The organism is Lacticaseibacillus zhaodongensis (assembly GCF_009687905.1).
Lineage (GTDB): Bacteria > Bacillota > Bacilli > Lactobacillales > Lactobacillaceae > Lacticaseibacillus > Lacticaseibacillus zhaodongensis.
Genome location: NZ_BLBG01000001.1, coordinates 327,053 through 350,119 on the forward strand (window position 1 = coordinate 327,053; position 23,067 = coordinate 350,119).

Here is a 23,067-nt window from a genome sequence, read left to right on the forward strand (position 1 = left end):
ATGCAAGCAATTCAACTAACGGGCCCATGTGCGGCCAGCGAACTGAAACCAGTGACGGTACCAACCCCTGAACCGAAACCAGGCTACGACCTCGTCCAGGTCAAGGCTTTTGGCGTCAACGAATCTGAAGTCACCAGTCGCAAGGGCGAGTCCGACGCAGACTTCCAGTACCCACGGATTCTCGGCATTGAAGGGGTCGGCGTGGTGGCAGATATCTCTGCCGATTCACCTTTCAAAATCAACCAAAAAGTAGCGATGATGATGGGCGGCCTCGGCCGGGCCATTGACGGCACATACGCGGAGTACTGCCTTGTTCCGCACGCAGCCATGATTCCGATTACGACCGACCTCAACTGGGACATCGTTGGTGCTCTGCCAGAGATGCTGCAGACTAGTTACGGCTCCCTGCATGAGGGTCTGGACTTGCAGGCCGGCGACACGCTCCTTGTGCGCGGCGGTTCTTCCACCGTTGGCTTGATGAGTATCGCGCTGGGCAAAATGCTCGGTGCGACCGTGCTGGCCACGACGCGGAACCCGAACAAGGTTGCGAAGATGCAGGAGATCGGTGCGGATCACGTACTGATCGATGACGGCAAAATTGCCGCCAAAGTGCACACAATCGTCCCTGCAGGCGTGGCTAAGGCCCTGGAACTCGTCGGCACAACCACGGTCTTTGATACATTTAGCGCCGTTGCTGCCGGCGGGCGGGTTTGCATCACCGGTGGCCTTGGTGGCGGTTGGGAGATCGAGCACTTCTCACCATTCATGATTCCAACCGGCAAGTTGCTGACCAGTTACGCTGGTGAAGCTAAGGACTTGCCAGCCAAGATTTTTGACCAAGTGCTTGCGGAAGCAGCCAGCAAGGAGCTGACGGTGCCGATTGCAAAGGTTTATCACGGCCTGGACCAAGCAGGTGCTGCACAAGCCAACCTTGAATCTGGCCACTTTCTGGGCAAGCACGTGGTGGTATTGCACTAATACCTTCGTTTCTTCCACAATCCGCGGATATATTCGCAGTTTTATTTTGGCCAACTAACTGTTTCTGCGCACCAATAATAGCCACCTTTACCAGCAAATTCTGGGGAAGGTGGCTATTATTATTGATTGATTTTTAATTTTCCCAAAACCGTGTTCAGTTTGGTCTAGATTTCTGGTGTACTTCGCTTAGCGACTAATTCCTAGCATCTGGTAAGGTGATAAATACAGTTCGCGCATGATAATGTGTGCGACTTCACTGCTAGTTAGGTTGTCGTTACCGCTCAACCAGACCATTATTGTGCTAACAATCGTGTTGGTTACTAGGTTGATAGCATAGGTACGCGGAATTTCCGAAATGAAGTTTGCATTTCCTTTGATGGTGCGCAGTTCGCGAACGATAGCCGCTTGTAATTCATTCACGATTGTGCCGTAAAAGGATGCATCACCATTTGGACCGAGCAGTAAGGCCATTAGGGGCTTGCTGCTTGAGAACAGTGAAAGCACATCGATAAGAATTGGGTACGGTTCTCCAGCGGCCAGTGCCTGTTCGTCCATGGTGTTAATCATCTCTCTGCCAATTATTTGCCTGAATTTAACCATGAAGTGACTTTTTAACTCTTCGAGAAGGTCTTCCTTGTCGAGATAGTGCAGGTAGAAGGTACCCCGACTGATGCCAGCGTTTTTGATGATATCAGTGATTGTAATTTGGTTTAGCGGCTTGTTGTGACCGACAGTGACCAGGGCGGCAACGATTGCCGCCTCAGTCTGGGCATTGCGTTCTTTGTGCGTTGTCATGTGAGCCTCCAGTTATTTGATGAACACCTTTTTAATTATTGACCATAGAAAAATATGGCCGGGATGGTTTAATAGCCACATAGTTTGATAAACACAGTGTTCATTATTTGCCAAGTGGAGGAGATATGCAATGACAAGTTTTATTTCGGTCAATGATGAGACCAAGACGTACGGAACAGGTAATCGTGCGGTGACCGCGAACAAGGCTATCAGCTTTGAAATTGAACCGGGCGAGTTGACGATTATTTTAGGTGCATCGGGGGCCGGCAAGTCGACCCTGCTTAACGTGCTTGGGGGTATGGATCATCTGACCTCTGGTTCCGTGAACGTTAATGGTGTGGAGTTGGGTGAGTTAGACAAACGTGGCCTTAATACTTACCGACGCAAGCAAGTCGGGTTCGTTTTTCAGTTTTACAACTTGGTTCAGAACCTGACGACCGTTGAGAACGTTGAACTCGCCTCAGAAATCGCGCCGGACGCCGTCGATGCGGTTCAGGCATTAACACAGGTAGGGCTGAAAGATCGCATCGAGAATTTCCCAGCTCAGCTTTCCGGTGGGGAGCAGCAGCGTGTGGCAATTGCCCGCGCCATGGCCAAGAACCCCGACCTGCTGCTAGCGGACGAACCGACTGGTGCCTTGGATTACAAGACTGGTAAAAAAATTTTGCAGCTGTTCCAAGATTTCGCGCGGGAATCTGGGAAAAATGTGATCATCGTGACGCATAATTCAATGATTCGGTCCATGGCAGACCACGTGATCGAAATCGCAGACGGTCAGGTCAAGGCGGACGAGCGCAACGAGAAGCCAACGCCTGTGGCCGATATTGAATGGTAGGCGAGCGCGATGAAGATGCTGAATAAAAATATCGCGCGTGAGTTTAAGCTTTCGATTGCCCGTTTTCTCTCGGTTTCGGCGCTGCTGATGCTTGGTGTGTTCGTTTTGATTGGGCTGAATGTTACTGGCCCGAACATGCGCCAGACCGCACAGAAGTCCTATACCGCTGAGCGGCTTGCCGATGCCAAAGTGACATCAACGGTGGCGCTTGATGCTAAAGACCGGAAGACGGTGCGTCAGTTGTCCGGGATCAAAACCGCAGAGTTCGGACACACGACCGACGTGCTAATCAAAGGCAGTCGGCACACCATGCGGATTCAGAGTAACCCGGAGACGCTGTCGAAGCTCACTTTAACGAAAGGCCGCAAAGCGCAAGCCGCTGATGAAATCGTCTTGAGCGATAAGCTGTCTGGCAAGTATCAGCTCGGACAGCATGTCACTTTTACTTCCGGCAAGACCGGCAGGACAGCCGGCTTGAGGAAGCAGAACTATAAAATTGTCGGCTTTGCCACTTCAACCGAATTTCTGAAGAAGGATAGTCTCGGTTCCACCAGCCTTGGCAGCGGGACGCTTTATGGTTTTGCTTACGTGACCAAGTCGACATTTTCCAGCAGCAAGCCGAATGTCGCCCGCTTAGCCTTTACTAATCCCAAAGGCCAGGCGTACTCAAGCAGCTACGAGCACCACGCCAAAACGCTGACGGACAAGCTGCAAAAGAAGCTGAACGCACGCAACAAGACGCGGGTGGCGGACCTGCGCACAGAGCTGAATGACAAGGTCAACTCTGGGGAAAGTCAGATTCAGACCAATGAAGCAGCAATCAAGACTGCCAGCACACAGCTGACTGCAGCGCAGCAACAGCTGACAACGCAGCTTGCCGCAGCCCAGGCAGCGAATAGCCAGGTGGCAGTTGCTCAGGTTGAGGCCAGGCAACAAGCACTCAAGAAACAAACGGCTGCATTGAAGTCTAAGCAAACAGCCCTGGTGACCGCCAAATCCGATTTGGCAGCGGCCAAGACAACGCGCAAGCAGCTTGGCGACGTTACCTTTACCGTTGAAAGCCGGAACGATTATAACGATGGCTACAATAATTATGGCGAAGACGCCCAGCGAATCGACGTCTTGGGCCGCTCCTTCCCAGCGTTCTTCTTCCTGATTGCGATTCTGGTTAGCTTCACAACGATGCAGCGCATGGTCGAAGAAAAGCGAATTGAAATGGGGACTATGCGTGCGCTTGGCTACACCAACGGTGAAGTCATGCGTGAGTTCCTTGTTTACAGCGTGACCACGGCAGTCACTGGGACGGTGCTTGGTAGCGCCCTTGGGTTGGTGGTTTTGCCGCGCATCATCTTTAACGCCTACACGGCTAACTTCAACTTTACGACACTGCTGCTGGCACCCCATCTTGGCTATGTAGCGGTGAGTCTGGTATTAGCCTTAGCCTCAACAGCTTTGGCATCGTGGCTGGCAGCTCGGTCTTCTTTGAAAATCATTCCGGCTGAGTTGATGTTGCCGAAGCCGCCGGCGAACGGCTCGCGCATCCTTTTGGAACGGATCAAACCGTTGTGGCGGCGGATGAGTTTTTCCTACAAAGTGACCGCCCGCAACCTGTTCCGTTACAAAGGTCGCATGTTCATGACAATCATTGGGGTCGCCGGGGCTACTGCGCTGATGATTACTGGCTTTGGGATTCGTGACTCACTGAATACCATTGTTGATCGGCAGTTTGGCAACATTAGTCACTACGATCTCGTGACCGTGTATAATCCCAATGCCGGCACCAGCACAGTGCGTAAGGCGCAGAAAGCGGTGACGGATTCAAACCAGGTCAAGCGCGACACCGCGGCGTATTTTGCCAATGTGTACGCGACCGTAAGTGGTTCTGATACGCGGGAGAATATTGCGTTGATGGTGCCGCAGTCTGAGGGGCAGCTAGATCATTACATCAAGCTGCGCGATTACAAGACCGGTAAAAAGCTTTTGCTTACCAAAGACGGTGCAGTGCTGTCGCAGAAGTTAGCAAAACTGCAAGGTGCGAGCGTCGGCGATACGATTAGTCTAAAAGATACTGATGGCACAGCACACAAGGTTAAAGTCGCCGCGATCACCGCCATGTATGCCGGGCATTACGTTTATATGAACCGGGCATATTACCAGAAGGTCTATGGCAAGTCGGCACTGCCAAATGCCTATCTGGTCACCTTGAAGCACAACACAAGCAGGTCGGTGAACACTTTTGCGGCACGGTTCAACCACCACGAGGCTGCCGTCGAAACCGTCCAATCTAGAGAAACTAAGAAGACCATTACCAATATTTTGGGCAATCTGAGCAACCTTATTCTTGTGCTGGTAGTCAGTGCATCACTACTGTCGCTGGTCGTGCTTTACACATTAACGAACATCAACGTCTCAGAGCGGATGCGGGAACTATCAACCCTGAAAGTATTGGGTTTCTATCCGCGCGAAGTGTTGATGTACATTTACCGCGAGACCAACATTTTGACCGGTGCAGGAATCCTGGTCGGTGTCGGTGTTGGCTATCTGTTCCATGCCTACATCATGGGTCTGCTACCGCCAGCAACAGCGATGGTTGCTCCGGGACTGACGTGGATCAACATCTTGATCTCCGTTGGGTTGACCATCGTCTTCTCGTTGATGGTCATGTTCCTGATGAACCGGAAGATTCAAAATGTGGATATGCTTGAAGCGTTGAAGTCGGTGGATTAGCGATTATGCCAAAGTGAATAGGACCCTGCAGCTGATTATGGTAATCAAGGCTGCAGGGTCCTATTTTTTGAGTGGTAGTAGTAGACAACAAGTTACTAAACATCCAGTTGCCAGGAACTGCTGGCGGTCATTTGACCGACAAGTACGATGAGCATGTGACCTTGCCAATTGCGATGGGTAAGATTGTCAAAGCAGACAACTGAAACCACATTAAGGCTTGGCACACGTACCAGTAGCTAGAAGTAATTAAACGTGCATGAGCCAAACAGCCACTTGAATGTGGCTGTTTGGCTGACTGCCGTTAACGATATAGAGTCCAACATAAAGTGCAACGAAGAACTAAATAGCGGATCAGGGGGGACAATTCAATGACAAAAATGGATTCTTTTTGGCCGCGAACAGTCAGATCTCACGAGTCGTTGAGCATCCTCTTTTGACCGGGACACAGCTTGATGATGTGCATTTCAGTCTATCTATACGCAAACAAGCAGTCAGTGTATCAGACTATCGTCGTTGCCGACGGGGAATAACTACTTTCTGATGTGGATTGGTAAAGAATTATGATAAACTTTTGGGAACAACTTGAAAGGGGCTCATTATGAAAAACTTGCAGGCTGGCGGCTTCCTCTTCGTTGGCGGCGCCATCATCATGACGGTCACTCAGTTTGGTAAAGTCGTTCCCATCATCGGCGGGGTGTGCGCGCTGCTTGGCGCAGGCATGCTGATTTATTATCTGTTTAGCAACGAAGGTAAGTATTAAACGAGTTGAGTCTGGGTGACCGTTTGCGGTCGCCCATTTTTTTACCCTCATTTGGTGGGATTAATTTTTTCCCGCGGAGCCGGCGGGTGACCTTCGTTGGGACCTCGTCGCCCAAGTAGATGAGAATAATGAACGAGCCAATGATTAGGGCGACGTATGGGACAAGCGCGCTGAGAATCAGGCCGATGATTTGCAGCGTAATCGTAAAATAGATACCGCGGCTGGTAGGAACGCAAGCCAGAGCACGACTGCCATGCGCAAGACTTCCATGTCGCGACTTATCAATTGCTATATAACGCATCAATCATGGTCAGCGCCGTCTTGGAGGTGGCAATTTGTTTGGACTGGATTATTAACACTGCTGCAAGCAACTTACGCTTCATTCCGCTTTGGCTAATAATTGAGGGCTGAGCCAGTTTGATTTGGCCAAAGGCAGTTCCGCTGTCCCCAGCCGCGCGGGTGTCCGTGGACGCAATGATGGCAAGTTTGCAGATTTAGGTCTGGTAAGGCCCACACCGACTATGTAAAGTTGACAACACAAAAAGCATTGACCAAGTGGCCAATGCTTTTTGTTTACAAGCAGTTGCTGAATTACAGCATCTGGTTGTAGTATTCAACGACAAGAGATTCGTCGATTTCTGGTTCGAGTTCTTCGCGCTGTGGCAGACGAACAAGAGTACCAGTCTTCTTGTTTTCGTCAAAGCTGACGAAAGCAGGGCGGCTAACGGTTGCTTCAAGAGCAGCGTTAACTACGACCAGGTTCTGTGAACGTTCGCGCAGGCCGATTTCCTGACCAGGCTGAACTTCGTATGAAGGGATGTCAACGCGCTTGCCGTCAACAGTGATGTGACCGTGGTTTACAAGCTGACGAGCCTGTGCACGTGTGGTAGCAAGACCGAGACGGTAAACAAGGTTGTCAAGACGCTGTTCGAGCAGGATCATCAGGTTCTCACCATGAGTCCCTGCAGTGATCTTGCCGGCGCGAACGAAGAGGTTACGGAACTGACGCTCAGTCAAACCGTACATCATGCGTAACTTCTGCTTTTCGCGAAGCTGTGTACCATATTCAGAAATCTTACGGCGAGAGTTAGGACCGTGGTCACCAGGTGCGTAAGGGCGACGAGCGAGTTCTTTACCAGTACCGGAAAGGGACATCCCGAGACGACGGGATACCTTCCATGTAGGGCCAGTATAACGTGACATAGAGTAATTCCTCCAAAAATTTTTATTGGAGTAAAATATACGTTGATGGATTTAGCACACGGGCAGTTGCACTACGTTTCGGCCTTGCAGCAAGCTTACTTCGATGTGTTGCTTGTGCAACTGGAGCCGACCATGCCGTCCACTGCTGCAGTATTTTACACGCTGACTAGCTTAACGCATTCACGGTAGCGGTGTCAAGGTGTTTTCCTAGACGCGCTGCAAATTCATTGACAGTTTCCTCGTCCGCAGCAGAAAAACGGTCCAAATCAGGGGAGTCAATGTCGAGCACCCCGATGATTTTGCCATTAACGCGCAGTGGGGTCACTAGCTCGGCGTTACTTGCGGAGTCACAAGCAATGTGGCCTGGGAACTCGTGGACGTTTGCCACGCGGATCGCTGTTTCCTTCTGGTAGCAGTTGCCAACCACGCCACTGCCGGGTTTGATGTGCATGCAGGCCACCTTGCCCTGGAAGGGACCGAGGTCTAATTCACCGGTCGCATTATTTAATAGGTAAAAACCACACCAGTTGATGTCGCCGAACGCGTCGTACAAAAGTGCGCTCGCGTTCGCAAGGTTGGCCACGTTGTTGTGTTCATCGGTCAGTAATGCGTCCACCTGTTCATTAACGATTGGGTCGAGGGTCTTCAAGTTAATTCCTTCTTTCACAAGTAAATTGGAATAAAGTGTTTCCACATGCGGCTTTTTTTGTCATACTGGAGCATGAGAAGTTTTATAATGGTACAACTACTATAGATTAACATAGTTTGTGGCGAGATTTCGGCTGTTTACTTACTTTTATTCCGCTTGGAGACGTCATTAAGAGGGTGCATTAGATGCTGTGGTTCGCAATTATTCTGTTGATTATCATTTTAGCCGCGCTCATTGCCGTGTGGGTGGTGCAACGCAACTACCGCAAGAAGCTGAGTGATCTGGATAAGCAGATGACCGGCCTGCCGGTGGCCCACATCGACAAACAAATTCGGGCGCTCAAGGGGCTGCATTTGACTGGTGAGAGTCTGAAGTCCTTCACCAAATGGCAGCGGGAATACCAGAAGTTGTCTGAGGGTGATGGGGCGCGCGCTGAGGCCCTCATGATGGACGCCGAGACCGCTGTTGCCAAGTTCCAGCTCGGCAGCGCCAAGAATATGTGTGCGGAATTGGCAGACTTGATTGCGGCCTTGGGCAAAAAATACGCTAATATCGCGCAAGAAGTTGAGAAAATCTACCAGGATGAGGAGAACAACCGCAAGCAACTCGATCAGCTGCGGAAGGACTACCAAGAAGCCCGCAAGACGCTGCTCGCCAAGAATTTTGCTTTCGGCGATACCATGCCCGCGCTGGATAAGCGGCTTAAAGCGGTGGCAAGCGAGTTCGATGCGGTCGACGAAATCACTGCCAGTGGGGATCACCAAGCAGCCCACGAGCGGATCCTCGCCCTGAGTGCCGAGGTGGCTGATCTGACCTCTTTGACCAAGACGATTCCGCCACTACTCACGGAGCTGGTGAAGGAGTTCCCCGAGCAACTCGAAGAACTCACTAGTGCATACCACAAGTTGCGCGGTGAGCACTACCAGTTCGCGAACGTGGACATTGCGGCTGAGCTTAAGAAGGTGCAGGTGGCAATCAAGAATAGTCAAACGGCCCTCAACAGCCTGAACGTTGCAGCCAGCACCGAGCAGAACAAGGCGACCGCCGCAACGATTGACTCCCTTTACGACGTCATGCAAAAGGAAATGGACGCTAAGCGGGTGGTCGTCGATACAGGTGACCGTATCAGCCAGTTCCTGCAGCACGCGCTGCGGCAGAGCCACCTGCTTTTGCTGGAGCTCGACCACTTGAATCAGTCCTACTCACTGAACCACGATGAAATCAAGACCGCAAACGCCTTGCGCCAGGAACTGAACTCCCTGAACGCCGAGAATGAGGCCGACCAGCAGGCACTCGCCGACAAGACGGCTGTTTACTCCGTGGTCGCAAAGCACTATCAGGATGACGACAAGCGGCTGCGCGAAATTGAGCAGCAGCAGCACGACATCAACGAGTCCGTTTCCGGTCTGACTGCGGGTGAGAAGTCCGCGCAAAAGGCCCTCGATGAGTTCGCCCGCGACTTGCGTTCCGTGCGCCGGGAACTCGAGGCCCTCTCGCTGCCAGGCTTGCCGCAAGACTTTTTGGACCGCTACGCTCACGTTAAGGAAGAAATCACCTCGATTGGCCAGCAGATGGACCGGGTCAAAATCGACCTCGATGATATCGGCAAGCAGATGATCGGCTTGCAGGCCGACATGGATAACCTCCAGCAGGCCAGCACCGAAATCGTGGACGCGGTGGGGATGTGCGCTCAGCTGCTTCAGGCTGCCAACCGCTACCGGGATGAACACCCTGAATTAGCCGGGGCCATCACCAAGTGCAAGGCTCTGTACGCACAAATCGAATACAAGGAAGCCGCGGACACACTCGCAGCAGCCCTTGAGGAAGCCGTGCCTGGAAGTTACCAGAAAGCGGAGGATGCTTATCTGAGTGACAAGACGGCGACGCCGCTATAAGCAGCAGTCAAACAACTAATTTTGCCTAAACAGAAATACCCACCAGCCTGTGGCGGTGGGTATTTCCTTGTTTATGCTATAGACGCGCGACAGTAATTTGGTATAATACGTTTAGCTTACTTATTGTTAGAAGGGACAAATAATGATTTACTTTGATAATAGTGCCACCACGAAGCCGCTTGCCAGCGTCCTGGATACTTACCGGACGGTTGCGACTGAATTTTACGGAAACCCCAGCTCCCTGCACAAGTTAGGTGATAAAGCGAAGGCGGTTGTTGACCAGTCACGCGCGCAGATTGCCGCGATCCTTGGTTGCAAGCCGGATGAGATTTACTTCACCAGCGGCGGCACGGAGGGGGACAACTGGATCATTAAGGGCACCGCAATGGCCAAGCGCCAGTTCGGCAAGCACATTATCACCAGCAGCATCGAACACGCCGCGGTCGGCAACAGCATGAAGCAGCTCGAAGAACTTGGCTTTGACGTGACTTACCTGCCCGTTGACCACCGCGGTTTTGTGGATCCGGATGATGTTGCGGCCGCACTGCGCGACGACACGATCCTGGTCTCCGTCATGGCCGTGAACAACGAAATCGGTAGCATCCAGCCAATTGACAAAATTGCTGAAGTACTCAAGGACCGCCCGACTGTGCACTTCCACGTTGACGCCGTGCAGTCTGTCGGTAAGGGCGTCCGGGACCTCATCACCAACCCGCGGGTCGACTTCTTGACCTTCTCCGGGCACAAGTTCCACGCACCACGGGGAACAGGTTTCATCTACGCTAAGGAAGGCCGCCGGATCGAGCCACTCATGGCTGGTGGTGGTCAGGAGTCCAACATGCGCAGTGGGACCGAGAACACGCCCGGGATTGCTGCGATGGCCAAGGCCCTGCGCCTAGCCGTTACTGACGAGGACAAAAAGGTTGCGCGGGAGCAGGCAATTCGTACGGAAATCACCAACTACGTGAAGAAGTTCGACCACATGCGCTTCTTCAGTGAGCTGACTCCGGATTTTGCGCCCCATGTTTTGACCATGGCGATTCAAGGGGTGCGTGGTGAAACCATCGTGCACGCATTTGAACAAGAAGGGGTCTACATGTCCACGACCAGTGCCTGCTCCAGCCGCAGTGGCGAGGAGAGCAGCACGCTGGCCGCAATGAACGTGCTCCAGAGCGATGCCGAGTCTGCATTCCGGATCAGCCTGGACGAAGAGAACACGATGGCTGAGGCCAAGGCGTTCGAAAAGGCTTTTGATAAGGTTTACGCTGGCTTTGAACGGATGCGGCCCCAGAAGTGGACCGCGACTGCTAGTCAGAAATAGAAGGAGAATTATTAGTGGAATATTCTGAAATTATGGTTCGTTACGGCGAACTGTCCACCAAGGGCCGCAACCGTCAGGCCTTTATCGGGCGCCTGAACGGTAACGTCGCGAAGACGCTGCATGACTTCCCAGAGCTCACCATCCGGCCGAAGCGCGACCGCTTGCACATTGAGCTGAATGGGCAGCCATCCCAGCCCGTGATGGACCGGCTCAAAATGGTTTTCGGCATCCAGTCATTCTCACCGAGTGTGGCCGTGGCTAAGGACATGGACAAGGTCTACCCGGCCGTACTCGACCTGATGAACGCGACCGTACCGCAGGGGAGCACCTACAAGGTCATGACCAAGCGTTCCGATCATGATTTTGAACTCGACACCAACGGCATGAACCTGGCCGTCGGGGACTACTTGGATGACAAGCGGCCTGACCTCGTCGTTAAAATGAAGCAGCCAGAGTACACACTGCGCGTTGAAGTGCGGCGCGAGGCCATCTACCTGTCCACCGAGACGATTCTCGGTGCGGGCGGCCTGCCAGTCGGCACTGCCGGCCACGCGGCGATGATGCTCAGCGGTGGTATTGACTCACCCGTTGCGGCTTACCTGGCTTTGAAGCGGGGCGTGGACATTGAGATGGTCCACTTCTTCAGCCCGCCATACACTTCCGAAAACGCGCTGAACAAGGCTAAGGAATTGACCGCCAAGCTCACGCCTTATGGGGGCCGCATCGACTTTATTGCCGTGCCTTTTGCCCACATCCAGGAAGAAATCAAGGCGAAGGTGCCAGAGGGTTACCTCATGACCGTGCAGCGGCGGCTCATGCTGCGGCTGACGGAAGCCATCGCCAAGCAGCGTGGCGACCTGGCCATTTTCAACGGTGAGTCAGTCGGCCAGGTTGCTAGTCAGACGCTGGCGTCCATGGCGGCAATCAACGATGTTACAACAATGCCGATCGTGCGCCCCGTTGCAACGATGGACAAGGTTGAAATCATCGCCGAAGCCGAGAAAATCGATACTTACGAGCTGTCCATCATGCCATTTGAAGACTGCTGTACGATTTTTGCACCGCCGTCACCAAAGACCCAGCCCAAGATCGACAAGGCTCGTTACTACGAGACCAAAATCGACGTTGAAGGCTTGATGGCAGAAGCGATGGCCGGCTTGCAAATCACATCAATTCGCCCTGGCGACGAGTTCATGAAGCAGGATGAAGATATCATTGCGGAATTGCTGTAGAACACAGAGCGGAGCGGGACGGTTTGAAGCTGAGCATTAACGGACTCTGGGCAAAATGCCTGGGCTTTAGGCATTTGGACCAGAGTGTGTTAAGCGGAAGCTTCAGTCCCGCGCAGCTCGACTCGGCACCGTAAGCTAGAAAATGCCTGGGCTTTAGGCATTTGGACCGGAGTGTGTTAAGCGGAAGCTTCTGCGGGCCGCAGCTCGACTCGGCACCGTAGAATATTTTTTCTCTTACCAAAACTAAACAGCTCTATCTCAGTGGTTCCACATGATTTAACCAAATCGTGTGGAACCACTTTTTCTGTCTAGCCTAGATCTGAACTGCGGTGGAATCACACCAGATAGGCAGGCGACCAGATAATCAGAGAAAACATTGACAATGTAGTATACAAGGATTAGATTAGCCTCAATGTAAGGGCTTTCCATGATATTTAACAGCAACATCATGGACTTTTCCCACTGTGGCTTTCACTCGTTGAAAGAAGGTAATGCATCTATGACGATTAAGATGCCAACTGGCAAGATTGATTCTAAACGACCGTTAGTTGACCGGCTCCGATTTAGCCTGCTGCCAACAAATTTACGGTTTGCTTCAAATCAATACCCAGACTCTTGGAAATTAGTACTGCCTAGGGACAGCACTTACCGAAAAGTGCAGCCAATCGACGTCACTTTTAGGACTTCAGAGGTTGCACTCTCTGACTCAAAGGGGGAATCGCTCAGTATTCCATATGCCCAGGTCAAGACGGTTCAAATTGCGGCAAACGGTGCTGAGCTGAGCGGCGGTGTTGCTCTTGTGCCCATGTCGTATAAGTACTTCAATGCGGTCATTATCATCACCCAGACAAATGACGTCTCGTACTTTCTCACCTTGCCCACCTTCAAGTTTGTGGGACCATTTATCGACTTCCTAATCGCGCAACAAGTTGCTGTTAGTGACCCGCTGTGGATTGCAGACCACCTGACTGATATTAACGACTGCCTGAAGCGACAAATCGCGGCGAAATCGTAGCTCACTGAAAAGAATCTGGATTGCTGACGCCGTGGCAACAAAATAAAGGCTGCGTTACATGGTAAAACCGCCAAAGATAAAAGTTATCCCGCAACACCAGTTGGATAACGCAGCGGTTGAGAATTGATCCAAATTGCAACAGGTTTTAGAATGCAGGCGTCCTTAATTGGGCGCACGTATGAAAGGACTTAATATTATGCACATTGGGTTTATAGTACTAGGGGTTGTCCTGATCATTATTGCTGCTTTTGAGTTTATTGAAGTCAGAAAAATGGTTCACAGGTTGCAAACGGAAGGCGGTCCAGAAACTTCTTCTTTTATTGGCTATGCCCTCTGGTCTGCAGTCGTCGTGGCCATCTTCTTAGTCTTTGCAGGCATCGGGGTAATCGCCCTATCTCTTTAGCACACAAGCACGTGTCCTGAGCCCAAACTAAAGCTCAGGGCACGTGTTATTTTTGTGTGCGGCAACACGACAGGTGTAAAAAGTTGGTAAGCACACTTATTTGCTTGGCTTTTGTGATTGAATACGCTATCATAAAGTTATACTTACTAAATAAAAGGAGTGATACCATGACGACCATTTTTGATTTGCACGATGTTGCCTACGCCCCTGAGCAGCAACCGATTCTGCAGGCGATTAATCTGACGGTCGAGACTGGTGAGTTTCTGACCATTACTGGGCCGTCTGGTTCCGGTAAGAGCACCTTGCTCCGGCTGCTGGCGACTTTATTGACCCCAACGAGCGGCACGATCGAGTATGCGGGCAAACCGCAAGGCGATTACGACAAGGTCACATACCGGCGCGAGGTTTCCTACTGTTTCCAGCAGCCTAGTTTGTTTGGCGAGACCGTTGCCGACAACTTGGCCTTCCCCTTCGCAATTCGCAAGCAGGATTTTGACGAAGACAAGGCCAAAGAGGCTTTAGGCTGGGTCGATCTGCCAGCGACGATGTTGAACAAAAAAATCACTAGCCTCTCTGGTGGTGAAAAACAGCGGATTGCTTTAATCAGAAACCTGCTGTTCAGCCCGCGGGTATTACTCCTTGATGAGGTGACGACCGGTTTGGACAGTGATACCAAGGACATTGTGCACCGGCTCATTCGCGATTTGAACGCTAAGGGAATGACGATCATCGCGATTACCCACGATGAAGGTGAAATTGCCGCTGCGGACGCGTTGGTCGACATTGTTGCCGGTAGATTGGAGGCGCACCATGCAAAATAATCTGATTGTGAGCCCGACCGCTTTGGGCTTGGCGGTACTGCTAGTCTTAATTGCACTAATCATCAACTTTAAAGAGCACATTGGCCTGCAAAAAGACATTATTATCGGCGTCGTGCGGGCCGTCATTCAACTGACCGTGGTGGGTTACGTGCTGACTTACATCATCAAGGTGGACCGGGTGTGGTTGACACTGTTGATGGTGGCAATCATCATCTTCAACGCTGCCTACAATGCGCGCGGGCGCGCAAATGGCATTCCGCACGCGTTTGTCATCAGTCTGGTCGCCATTTCCGTTGCAACCTTGCTGACGCTGGTCATGTTGATCATTGCCCACGCCATCGCCTTCATTCCGAGTCAGGTCGTGCCAATTACCGGGATGATTGCCTCCAACGTCATGGTCGCAACGGGCCTGTGTTACCGCGCCATGAATTCAAGCTTCCATGATCAGCGGCAAGCCGTGCTGGAGAAATTGGCGCTGGGTGCGGACTTGAAGCAGGCGTCGATTTCGATCGTGCGGGCGGCGATTCGCACCGGCATGTCACCAACAATTGATTCCGCTAAAACGGTCGGCTTGGTCAGCTTGCCGGGGATGATGTCCGGTTTGATTTTTGCCGGCGTTGATCCAACCAAGGCCATCATGTACCAGATCATGGTAACCTTCATGCTGCTGGGGGCCACGAGTCTGGGCAGCGTGATTGCCTGCTACGCCGCCTACAAACAGTTTTACAATGCGGACCTGCAGTTGCGCTAGTGCAAGTGGTGCGCCGCTTAGTCTAAAACGAGGTCGCACTCCCAAGTTCGGGGGATGCGACCTCGTTTTTGTTAACGCTCAGGGGCTGACCGCATTGGGGTCCACGCTCATGATGGTTAGCCGATTTGGTTAAAGGCTATCTTTAGTACAGACTAGCGTATGCGTAATTAACGTTGCCACTTGGCATGATGGGGAAGTTCTTGACCCGCGATGATAGCAAGTAACCCGTGCCATCCTGGAAGACACCCGCAGTGGGGACGTCCTGGGTGGCGACGAGGCGCTCGGCCTGCTGAATTGCGTGCCAGCGGGCGACCGGCTGCGGACCATACTTAGTGGTGATTCTGTCCAACAGCGCATCGTAATGCCGGTCACTGAAGCCGGCGACATTCTGCAGGTTCCCACTTTCATTGAAGGTCAGGACATTGTAGGGATCACCATCAGCCGGAGTCCAGGTGGAGAAGACAACGCTGAACTTGCCTTGTTCCTCCAGCGTGATCCGCCGGGCGAGGGAAGTCTTTTGGATGTCGACGGTGATCCCGGGCAGATTGTGTTCAATTTGGCCCTTCAGGAACGTGGCGGTCAACTGGGCAACATCGTTATCGGCAATTAACAGGGGAATGTGGATGCGGCTGATGTGTAATTCCTGCCGGGCAATTTGCCACTGCGCATTGGCATACCTGGGGTTGTACGGCAGCAGCTGCCCAGTGTCTTTGCGGTAATCCACTCCTTGCGGGGAAGTGGCCAGGCCGGCCGGAACGAGGCCATTGAGGGCTTTGGCGCCATCGCCCAGGCTGCCCTTGACTAGCAGGTGTTTATCGTATGCAGTCGCGATTGCCCGGCGCAGGTGGACATTCGCGGTCGCACCAGAGGTCGTGTTGAAGAACAAATAGGCGGCAGTGGTACTGGTGCTGTAGTGCAGATTGCGGTTGCCCGTGTAGTTTTGCAGTTGCTGCGGATCAAGGGCAACGTAATCAATTTTGCCCTGCCGGTAAAGCTGGGTCGCCTGTTTTGGATCGGTGATGACCCTGAAGTTGATCAACTTCAGGTGGACCTGCTTTTGGTACGGAAAATGCGGATTGCGGTGGTAGGTCCACCGCTGATCCTTGGGCCCCGTCCAGTTTTGCACGACGAAGGCTCCGTCAGACAATGTGTGGGCCGAAGAATCACCATACTTGTTTCCGAGCTTGCTGGCAAAATTGTGGTTGATGGGCAACATTGTGGTGCGGGCCAGTAGTTCCCGGACGTAGGGATTGGCCGTGCTGAGTGTCACTTGCAGTTTGCTCCTGCCCAGCGCCTTGACTCCCAGCGCGCTGAGCGGTTTGCTGCCAGTCCGCACTGCATAACCATTGGCAATCATGTCGATCCGGCTGGCGTTGCGGGCTTTGACTGCTGGACTGGCCAGTCGCCGCCAAGCGTACACAAAATCAGCCGCGGTGACCGGACTGCCATTACTCCACTTGAATGGCCGCAGGGTGAAAACGTAGCGCAGGTGGTCTGCACTGATTTGGGGATGCCCATCGCTGATGGCTGGCACCACCTTGCCCTTGGCGTTACGGGCGTACAACCCAACATTGGTGGCGCTGATCACGTCACTGGCACCGAGCGAGCCGTAAGTGTCACTGTCGAGGGTCTCGATCGGCGCGCTAACGCTGGACCGCAGTGTCGTATTCTTAACCCCGGCGCTAGAAGGCGGGGTAGTCCGCATGGCTAGACCGATAGCCGTGGTGGCAACAATGCCAATGATGATCGTTGCGCTAGCAATAATTTTTTGATTCATGCTTTAACCCCAGGTTTCTTAAGACATTTTGGATGATTCGTGTTAGTATTCAAAATAATTTGTCAATGCACCTAGGAACAGTGTAATACATCGGCTATTATTAATGCGTACAATTAAGTTAATTGCCAAGCATATTTGGGCAAAATTTGCAGACAGTAGGGGGCAAACATGTTCAATTGGGGAATTTGGTTCATTGAAACAGTGATTGCAACCTTCTTCATCTCTGGCTTCGTTGTTATCTATAACCGTGCAGACGTCACCCTGCGGAATGTGTATTTTGCTAACACCAAAAATGGCACTATGTGGGCGTCAATGACGTTAACCCTCTTCGTGTTCGTGATGGTTGGCTTCTGCGCACTAGCTAAGTATCTTAACCCGGTCAATGCCAGTGCCTACCAGAACTGGGCGCTTTACGTCTTGTTTATCCCGCTGATGGATCGGAACGTGCAGCCACTGTCATTCTGGGCCCGGACTGGCGGGATCGTTGTGCTTTGGATCCTGAACAGCAATGTTCATGATCCGTTCTTTGCGGTTTCCCTGATCAGTGTGCTCTTGTTGCAGGCTGTCACCTGGCACTGGCGGCGCGAAGCTAGCAACAGTTGGTTCTTGCACATGGGCATTGCCATCTGGGCTGCTAGCGCGTTCTGGCTGACACAGACGCAGCTGACCCTAGTCACGATCGGGATGGCAATTGTGATGTTCAGCTTGATGAACGTGTTCACGCTCATGTACTGGTCCGCTGAGCGCATCACGGATCTGGAGCACAAACGCCTCGTCAAGCAGGTCAATCAGGACACACTGACGCACGTCGGTAGTTTGTTTGCGTTCAAAGAGGACATGACTACGCAGATCGAACTTGCCCGGCGGCTGGGTGAACCGCTGACGCTAGCAATGTTTGACATCGACTTCTTTAAGCACGTGAATGATAATTTCGGGCACGCGGCTGGAAATTTTGTTTTAAGCGAAGTCGCGCGGCAGGTCAACGAGCTGCTCGAGCAGACCAGCCCGTATTCCTTTGATTTTTACCGGACCGGGGGCGAGGAGTTTAACATCATTTTCGAAAATGCTGAAGTGTCGGTAATCACCCCAATCGCCGCGCAAATCCTGACCATGATCCGCAAGCAGAATTTTGTCTATGAAGGCCACGCCATCAAGGTGACCTTGTCGATGGGCATTACGTCGCTTTGCCAGAACGACACAGGTCTGGAGGACGTTTACGAACGCGCCGATGCCCAGTTGTATGAAGCCAAACGCAATGGTCGCGACCAAGTGCGCACTACTAACGTGCTGTCCGCATAGTCACTGCAAAATTGTTTCGCGGGTGATTGACCCGTCGCCTGGCATCGGCTATACTGGTGCCAACACGTTGAACAAGAGGGTCGATTGCGCCGGAAACGACAGCAACGGGGGAACGATGAGAACTCCGCCGGGACAATCGATTGTAGCTTGTGAGTGTCATCCTGAACTAATAGTAAGGGTGACCGGCTCCGGCCGTTATCCGTATTAAGTGGGGGGCATTGCTCCCAATTTAGGTGGCACCGCGAGTGAACTCGTCCTATTGATATAGGGCGAGTTTTTTTGTTCACAAAAACATATAGGGGTGAAATTGATGACTGCAGAAAAAGAATTAGCGCCAAAGTACGACCCATTAGCGGTTGAAGCTGGGCGTTACGATAAGTGGCTCGAACAAGGCGTCTTCAAGCCAAGTGGCGACAAGAAGGCTAAACCATATACGATTGTGATCCCACCGCCAAACGTCACCGGTAAGCTGCACATGGGCCACGCCTGGGACACCACGCTTCAGGACATGATCATTCGCCAGAAGCGGATGCAGGGTTTTGACACCCTCTACCTGCCAGGAATGGACCACGCCGGCATCGCAACCCAAGCTAAAGTTGAAGCCAAGTTGCGCGAACAGGGCATTACTCGTTACGACCTCGGCCGCGAGGAGTTCGTCAAGAAGGTCTGGGAATGGAAGGATGAATTCAGTAAGATCATCCGCAACCAGTGGGGCAAAATGGGCCTCTCCCTCGATTACAGTCGCGAACGCTTCACACTTGATGCTGGGCTCTCCAAGGCTGTGCGCAAGGTCTTCGTGCAGCTTTACAACGAAGGCTTGATCTACCGCGGTGAGTACATCGTTAACTGGGACCCACAAGCCCGGACCGCGCTGTCAGATATCGAAGTTATCCACAAGGACGACAAGGGTGCCTTCTACCACATGATCTACAAGTTTGCTGACGGTACCGAGGGCGGGATCCGCATCGCCACCACCCGGCCAGAAACCATGTTTGGTGATACTGCCGTTGCTGTTAACGGCAAGGATCCCCGTTACAAGGACCTGATCGGCAAGAAGGTTATCGTGCCAATCGTTGGCCGCGCGATTCCGATCATCGCCGATGAACACGCGGACATGGACTTCGGGACTGGTGCCGTTAAGATTACGCCAGCCCACGACCCTAATGACTTCCAGGTTGGCCTGCGTCACGATCTCGAACGCATCAACTGCATGAACGACGATGGCACCATGAACGAAGTCGCCGGCAAGTACAAGGGCATGGACCGCTTCGAATGCCGTGAAGCTTTGGTCAAGGACCTGCAGGCTTCTGGTGATTTGATCCAGATTCAGCCGATCGTCCACTCCGTTGGCCACTCCGAACGAACCGGTGTGCAGGTTGAAGCCCGCCTGTCAACGCAGTGGTTCGTCAAGATGAAGCCACTCGCCAAGGAACTTTTGGACAACCAGAAGACCGAGAACAAGGTTGATTTTGTGCCACCGCGCTTCGAACACACGCTCACCAACTGGATGGAGAACATTCATGACTGGGTTATCTCCCGCCAGCTCTGGTGGGGCCACCAGATTCCTGCTTGGTACAACAAGCAGACTGGTGAGATGTACGTTGGCATGGAAGCACCTAAGGACGCGGAAAACTGGGAACAGGACCCTGACGTTCTGGACACCTGGTTCAGTTCCGCCCTGTGGCCATTCTCCACGCTTGGCTGGCCTGATGAAGACGCAGCTGACTACAAGCGCTACTACCCAACCAATACGTTGGTAACTGGTTACGACATCATCCCATTCTGGGTTGCCCGGATGATGTTCCAAGGCCTGCACTTCACCGGCAAGCGCCCGTTTGAGCACACCCTGATCCACGGGCTGATGCGTGACGAACAGGGCCGCAAGATGAGTAAATCCTTGGGCAACGGGATCGACCCGATCGATATCATCGACAAGTACGGGACCGATGCATTGCGCTGGTTCCTCGCAACCGGGACTACTCCTGGTCAGGACGCCCGCTTCAGCTACACGCAGCTTGACGCTGCCTGGAACTTCATTAACAAGATCTGGAACGTTTCCCGCTACGTGATGATGAACCTGGGTGACACTAAGGCTGACCAGCAGCCTGACGTTGCCAGCTTCGACCTTGCTGACAAGTGGATCTTTGCAGAGCTCAACAAGACGGTTGCTAGTGTTACCGCTAAGTTCGACAAGTTTGAATTCGGGGAAGCTGCCCGTGACCTTTACAACTTCATCTGGGGCGAGTTTGCGGACTGGTACATCGAAATGAGTAAGGAAACTCTTACCGGTGACGATGAGACCAAGAAGGCTGCTAAGCGAGTCAATTTGGCTTACGTTCTCGACCAGATTCTGCGTTTGCTGCACCCAATCATGCCATTTGTTACCGAAAAGCTTTGGCTCACGATGCCGCATGATGGCGATTCAATCGTTACTGCTAAGTACCCAGAGGTCCACGCCGAATTCACAAATGATGCGGCTGTTACCGAAATGGGCCGCGTGATTGAGCTCATCCGGGCCGTCCGTGGGATTCGTAACGATGCCAATGCACCGCTGAGCACACCAATTCACGTTGTTATTGCGTTGAATGATGACAGCTTGAAGGCTGCGTTCACGGCTAACCGCGCCATCCTCGACCGCTTCCTGAACACCGCCAGCCTCAAGATCGTTGACGCCGGCGCTGACATTCCGGAAGCCAAGACCGCCGCATCCGCCGTTATCACTGGGGCGACTGTCTACGTACCGCTGGCTGAACTGATCGACTTCGACGCCGAAATCGCCAAGCTCAAGAAGACTAGTGACAAGCTGGACAAGGAAATCGCGCGCATTGACAAGAAGCTGGGTAACCCTGGCTTCATGGGCAAAGCACCAGCCGCTGTCATCGATGAACAGCGCCAGAAGAAGGCTGACTTTGAGACCAAACAGGCCGCCGCTCAGGATCGGATCAAAGAGCTCGAAGCCGCACGTTAAGCTGCTGGTAAAATTATGTAAAAATTATCTGAGCAATTGCTAGCGCCCTTCGCAAAAGTGTGTATAATTAGGGCATATAGGAAAGCTAGTACACTTGGACTCCCACTAGGTGCGCTTGCTGGACGATTGCTAAAAAAGTTGACTTGTCTCCCACAGGTCAACTTTTTTTGTACACGCGGGGGCTTGTGCTATCATTGGCTTCAATAATGCCGCACGGTTTGGCGCCGTTGCGGTCGCTTGATTGGGGAGGAATGATTTTGGAATTTGCATCGTATGCCGCGGCCCTGAGCCACGTCCACGGCTTGCCGCGGTTTAAGCGCAGCAACTCCCGGGACGAAGAGAAGCTGGTGCTCAAGCAACTGGGACATCCGGAACAGCAGGGGCACTTTATTCACGTGACCGGGACCAACGGAAAGGGCTCCACGAGTAATGCAATTGCTCACATGTTGCTCCGCGCAGGGTGCACGGTTGGTTTATACACCTCACCGTTCATCATGCGCTTTAACGAACGGATTCAAATCGATAATCAGCCGGTGTCTGACGAGGTCATCCGGCGCGCTGCCGGAACGGTTGCGACCGCGATCGAGCAGCTGCAAGGCGACCATCCTGGTTTATTCCTGAAGGAGTTCGAATTCGTGACTTGCATGGGATTTGTGATTTTTGCGCAAGCCCCCGTTGATGTTGCGGTGATTGAAGTCGGTATTGGGGGAACGCACGACTCAACTAACGTGATTACCCCTGACGTTGCGGTCATCAGTAATGTGGCCATGGACCACATGGCGCAACTGGGCAATACTCTGACTGCGATTGCAACGGAGAAGTCGGGAATCATTAAACCCGGCGTTCCGGCTGTGACCGGCAAGTTACCAGCTGAGGCGGCCACAGTGGTCGCGGCCCGCGTTCAGGAATGCGGCAGTCCCCTTTACCGCTTCGGGGAGGAATTCAGCGCCAAGGGCCACGCCGACGCTAAACTGTTCGGTGAGAAGTTCACTTATCAGGACGAGGGTGGCAAGCTGACCAGCCTCGAATTCCCGCTACTGGGCTCTTACCAGGTGCAAAATGCGGCAGTGGCGATCAAGGCCGCCAAGCTCTACGCTGCTAAGCAGGACTTGCCGCTCACTGCTGCCGATATTCGGCACGGTCTGGCGGCTAGCCACTGGCCGGTGCGCATGGAGCGGGTCTCCAGTGAACCGCTGATCGTGCTAGACGGTGCCCACAATCCGGATGGGGTCAGCCACGCGCTGGCCAGCATTCGTAATTTTGACTACGAGCACGTGACCCTGATCGTCGGCATTTTGGCCGACAAGGCGATGGACAAGATGCTTAAGTCAATTGCGGCGACGGGCGCTGAGGTCTTCTTAGTGCAGGTGCCAGACAACCCGCGCGCGGCGACCGAGGCTGACTACCGGGCAGCTGGCGCCGATCCGCAGTGGCGCTTTTGTGATTGGCATGACGCGCTCGCAGATTCCATTCGCGAGCACCCCCAGGGCTTAACGCTCATTTTGGGGTCACTGTACCTCGCATCAGCCGTTCGCCAGGAGTTATTCGCCGCTGAGTAGTATTGACCGCACAAAATAATTTAATCGACCTTGCAATCGCACCCCCTTCGCGAATTCTCTAGCGAAAGGGGTGTTTTAA

At 52.8% G+C, this 23,067-nt stretch carries 19 protein-coding genes; 15 read left to right on the top strand and 4 right to left on the bottom strand.

Going from position 1 to position 23,067, the window contains the following annotated elements:
• Positions 1-978 carry a zinc-binding dehydrogenase gene (locus GN107_RS01725; RefSeq protein ID WP_155285956.1) on the top strand — a complete coding sequence of 326 codons (978 nt, stop codon included), beginning with the start codon at positions 1-3 and terminating at the stop codon, positions 976-978.
• 186 nt (positions 979-1,164) lie between these two features.
• Here the strand turns inward: GN107_RS01725 and GN107_RS01730 are convergent, their stop codons facing one another.
• Complete coding sequence (locus GN107_RS01730; protein ID WP_155285955.1) at positions 1,165-1,773, bottom strand: TetR/AcrR family transcriptional regulator; 609 nt, start codon at positions 1,771-1,773, stop codon at positions 1,165-1,167.
• Between the two features lie 130 nt (positions 1,774-1,903).
• Here GN107_RS01730 and GN107_RS01735 point away from each other — a divergent pair, with 130 nt between their 5' ends.
• The 4 genes from GN107_RS01735 (at position 1,904) to GN107_RS11290 (ending at position 6,095) form a co-directional block, all read left to right on the top strand.
• Positions 1,904-2,608, top strand: a complete 705-nt coding sequence (locus tag GN107_RS01735; RefSeq protein WP_155285954.1) for an ABC transporter ATP-binding protein — start codon at positions 1,904-1,906, stop codon at positions 2,606-2,608.
• A 9-nt stretch (positions 2,609-2,617) separates the two neighbouring features.
• On the top strand, positions 2,618-5,335 hold the full coding sequence (locus GN107_RS01740; RefSeq protein WP_155285953.1) for an ABC transporter permease: 2,718 nt from the start codon (positions 2,618-2,620) through the stop codon (positions 5,333-5,335).
• A 71-nt stretch (positions 5,336-5,406) separates the two neighbouring features.
• Complete coding sequence (locus tag GN107_RS11455) at positions 5,407-5,538, top strand: hypothetical protein (protein ID WP_269057680.1); 132 nt, start codon at positions 5,407-5,409, stop codon at positions 5,536-5,538.
• 395 nt (positions 5,539-5,933) lie between these two features.
• Positions 5,934-6,095, top strand: a complete 162-nt coding sequence (locus GN107_RS11290) for a hypothetical protein (protein ID WP_164506147.1) — start codon at positions 5,934-5,936, stop codon at positions 6,093-6,095.
• 591 nt (positions 6,096-6,686) lie between these two features.
• On the opposite strand, the gene rpsD is transcribed toward GN107_RS11290, so the two are convergent.
• Positions 6,687-7,298, bottom strand: a complete 612-nt coding sequence (rpsD, locus tag GN107_RS01745) for a 30S ribosomal protein S4 (RefSeq protein ID WP_155285952.1) — start codon at positions 7,296-7,298, stop codon at positions 6,687-6,689.
• A 166-nt stretch (positions 7,299-7,464) separates the two neighbouring features.
• Positions 7,465-7,947 (bottom strand): free L-methionine (R)-S-oxide reductase MsrC, encoded by a 483-nt coding sequence (gene msrC, locus GN107_RS01750; protein WP_155285951.1) that lies wholly within the window; start codon positions 7,945-7,947, stop codon positions 7,465-7,467.
• 185 nt (positions 7,948-8,132) lie between these two features.
• Here msrC and ezrA point away from each other — a divergent pair, with 185 nt between their 5' ends.
• From ezrA to GN107_RS01785, 7 genes are all read left to right on the top strand, one after another.
• Positions 8,133-9,842 carry a septation ring formation regulator EzrA gene (gene ezrA, locus GN107_RS01755; RefSeq protein WP_155285950.1) on the top strand — a complete coding sequence of 570 codons (1,710 nt, stop codon included), beginning with the start codon at positions 8,133-8,135 and terminating at the stop codon, positions 9,840-9,842.
• Between the two features lie 142 nt (positions 9,843-9,984).
• Positions 9,985-11,163, top strand: coding sequence for a cysteine desulfurase family protein (locus GN107_RS01760; protein WP_155285949.1), 1,179 nt, complete (start codon positions 9,985-9,987; stop codon positions 11,161-11,163).
• A gap of 14 nt (positions 11,164-11,177) precedes the next feature.
• Positions 11,178-12,395, top strand: a complete 1,218-nt coding sequence (gene thiI, locus GN107_RS01765) for a tRNA uracil 4-sulfurtransferase ThiI (RefSeq protein ID WP_155285948.1) — start codon at positions 11,178-11,180, stop codon at positions 12,393-12,395.
• Positions 12,396-12,894: 499 nt separating this feature from the next.
• Positions 12,895-13,410, top strand: coding sequence for a hypothetical protein (locus tag GN107_RS01770; RefSeq protein WP_155285947.1), 516 nt, complete (start codon positions 12,895-12,897; stop codon positions 13,408-13,410).
• Between the two features lie 166 nt (positions 13,411-13,576).
• Entirely contained in the window at positions 13,577-13,813 is a 237-nt protein-coding gene (locus tag GN107_RS01775) for a hypothetical protein (RefSeq protein ID WP_155285946.1), read from the top strand.
• 167 nt (positions 13,814-13,980) lie between these two features.
• Positions 13,981-14,634 (top strand): ABC transporter ATP-binding protein, encoded by a 654-nt coding sequence (locus GN107_RS01780; protein WP_155285945.1) that lies wholly within the window; start codon positions 13,981-13,983, stop codon positions 14,632-14,634.
• The gene (locus GN107_RS01785; protein WP_155285944.1) at positions 14,624-15,385 is read left to right on the top strand and encodes an ABC transporter permease; all 762 of its coding nucleotides are present in this window, start codon (positions 14,624-14,626) and stop codon (positions 15,383-15,385) included. The genes GN107_RS01780 and GN107_RS01785 overlap by 11 nt, the downstream gene beginning before the upstream one ends.
• Positions 15,386-15,527: 142 nt before the next feature.
• On the opposite strand, the gene GN107_RS01790 is transcribed toward GN107_RS01785, so the two are convergent.
• Complete coding sequence (locus GN107_RS01790; RefSeq protein WP_155285943.1) at positions 15,528-17,162, bottom strand: peptide ABC transporter substrate-binding protein; 1,635 nt, start codon at positions 17,160-17,162, stop codon at positions 15,528-15,530.
• Between the two features lie 168 nt (positions 17,163-17,330).
• Between GN107_RS01790 and GN107_RS01795 the strand changes: the two genes are divergently transcribed.
• The 3 genes from GN107_RS01795 (at position 17,331) to GN107_RS01805 (ending at position 22,988) form a co-directional block, all read left to right on the top strand.
• Complete coding sequence (locus tag GN107_RS01795; RefSeq protein ID WP_155285942.1) at positions 17,331-18,461, top strand: GGDEF domain-containing protein; 1,131 nt, start codon at positions 17,331-17,333, stop codon at positions 18,459-18,461.
• Positions 18,462-18,771: 310 nt separating this feature from the next.
• The gene (locus tag GN107_RS01800; RefSeq protein WP_196246200.1) at positions 18,772-21,429 is read left to right on the top strand and encodes a valine--tRNA ligase; all 2,658 of its coding nucleotides are present in this window, start codon (positions 18,772-18,774) and stop codon (positions 21,427-21,429) included.
• 257 nt (positions 21,430-21,686) lie between these two features.
• A complete protein-coding gene (locus tag GN107_RS01805; protein ID WP_230678523.1) occupies positions 21,687-22,988 on the top strand; it encodes a bifunctional folylpolyglutamate synthase/dihydrofolate synthase in 1,302 nt (433 codons plus the stop codon).
• Positions 22,989-23,067 lie beyond the last annotated feature (79 nt).

Coding starts and splice junctions, on each gene's coding strand:
- ezrA (WP_155285950.1), top strand. CDS start 8,133: ATGCTGTGGTTCGCAATTATTCTGTTGATTATCATTTTAGCCGCGCTC.
- GN107_RS01780 (WP_155285945.1), top strand. CDS start 13,981: ATGACGACCATTTTTGATTTGCACGATGTTGCCTACGCCCCTGAGCAG.
- GN107_RS11290 (WP_164506147.1), top strand. CDS start 5,934: ATGAAAAACTTGCAGGCTGGCGGCTTCCTCTTCGTTGGCGGCGCCATC.
- GN107_RS01770 (WP_155285947.1), top strand. CDS start 12,895: ATGACGATTAAGATGCCAACTGGCAAGATTGATTCTAAACGACCGTTA.
- rpsD (WP_155285952.1), bottom strand. CDS start 7,298: ATGTCACGTTATACTGGCCCTACATGGAAGGTATCCCGTCGTCTCGGG.
- GN107_RS01735 (WP_155285954.1), top strand. CDS start 1,904: ATGACAAGTTTTATTTCGGTCAATGATGAGACCAAGACGTACGGAACA.
- GN107_RS01790 (WP_155285943.1), bottom strand. CDS start 17,162: ATGAATCAAAAAATTATTGCTAGCGCAACGATCATCATTGGCATTGTT.
- GN107_RS01785 (WP_155285944.1), top strand. CDS start 14,624: ATGCAAAATAATCTGATTGTGAGCCCGACCGCTTTGGGCTTGGCGGTA.
- GN107_RS01730 (WP_155285955.1), bottom strand. CDS start 1,773: ATGACAACGCACAAAGAACGCAATGCCCAGACTGAGGCGGCAATCGTT.
- GN107_RS01760 (WP_155285949.1), top strand. CDS start 9,985: ATGATTTACTTTGATAATAGTGCCACCACGAAGCCGCTTGCCAGCGTC.
- GN107_RS01800 (WP_196246200.1), top strand. CDS start 18,772: ATGACTGCAGAAAAAGAATTAGCGCCAAAGTACGACCCATTAGCGGTT.
- GN107_RS01795 (WP_155285942.1), top strand. CDS start 17,331: ATGTTCAATTGGGGAATTTGGTTCATTGAAACAGTGATTGCAACCTTC.
- GN107_RS01740 (WP_155285953.1), top strand. CDS start 2,618: ATGAAGATGCTGAATAAAAATATCGCGCGTGAGTTTAAGCTTTCGATT.
- GN107_RS01725 (WP_155285956.1), top strand. CDS start 1: ATGCAAGCAATTCAACTAACGGGCCCATGTGCGGCCAGCGAACTGAAA.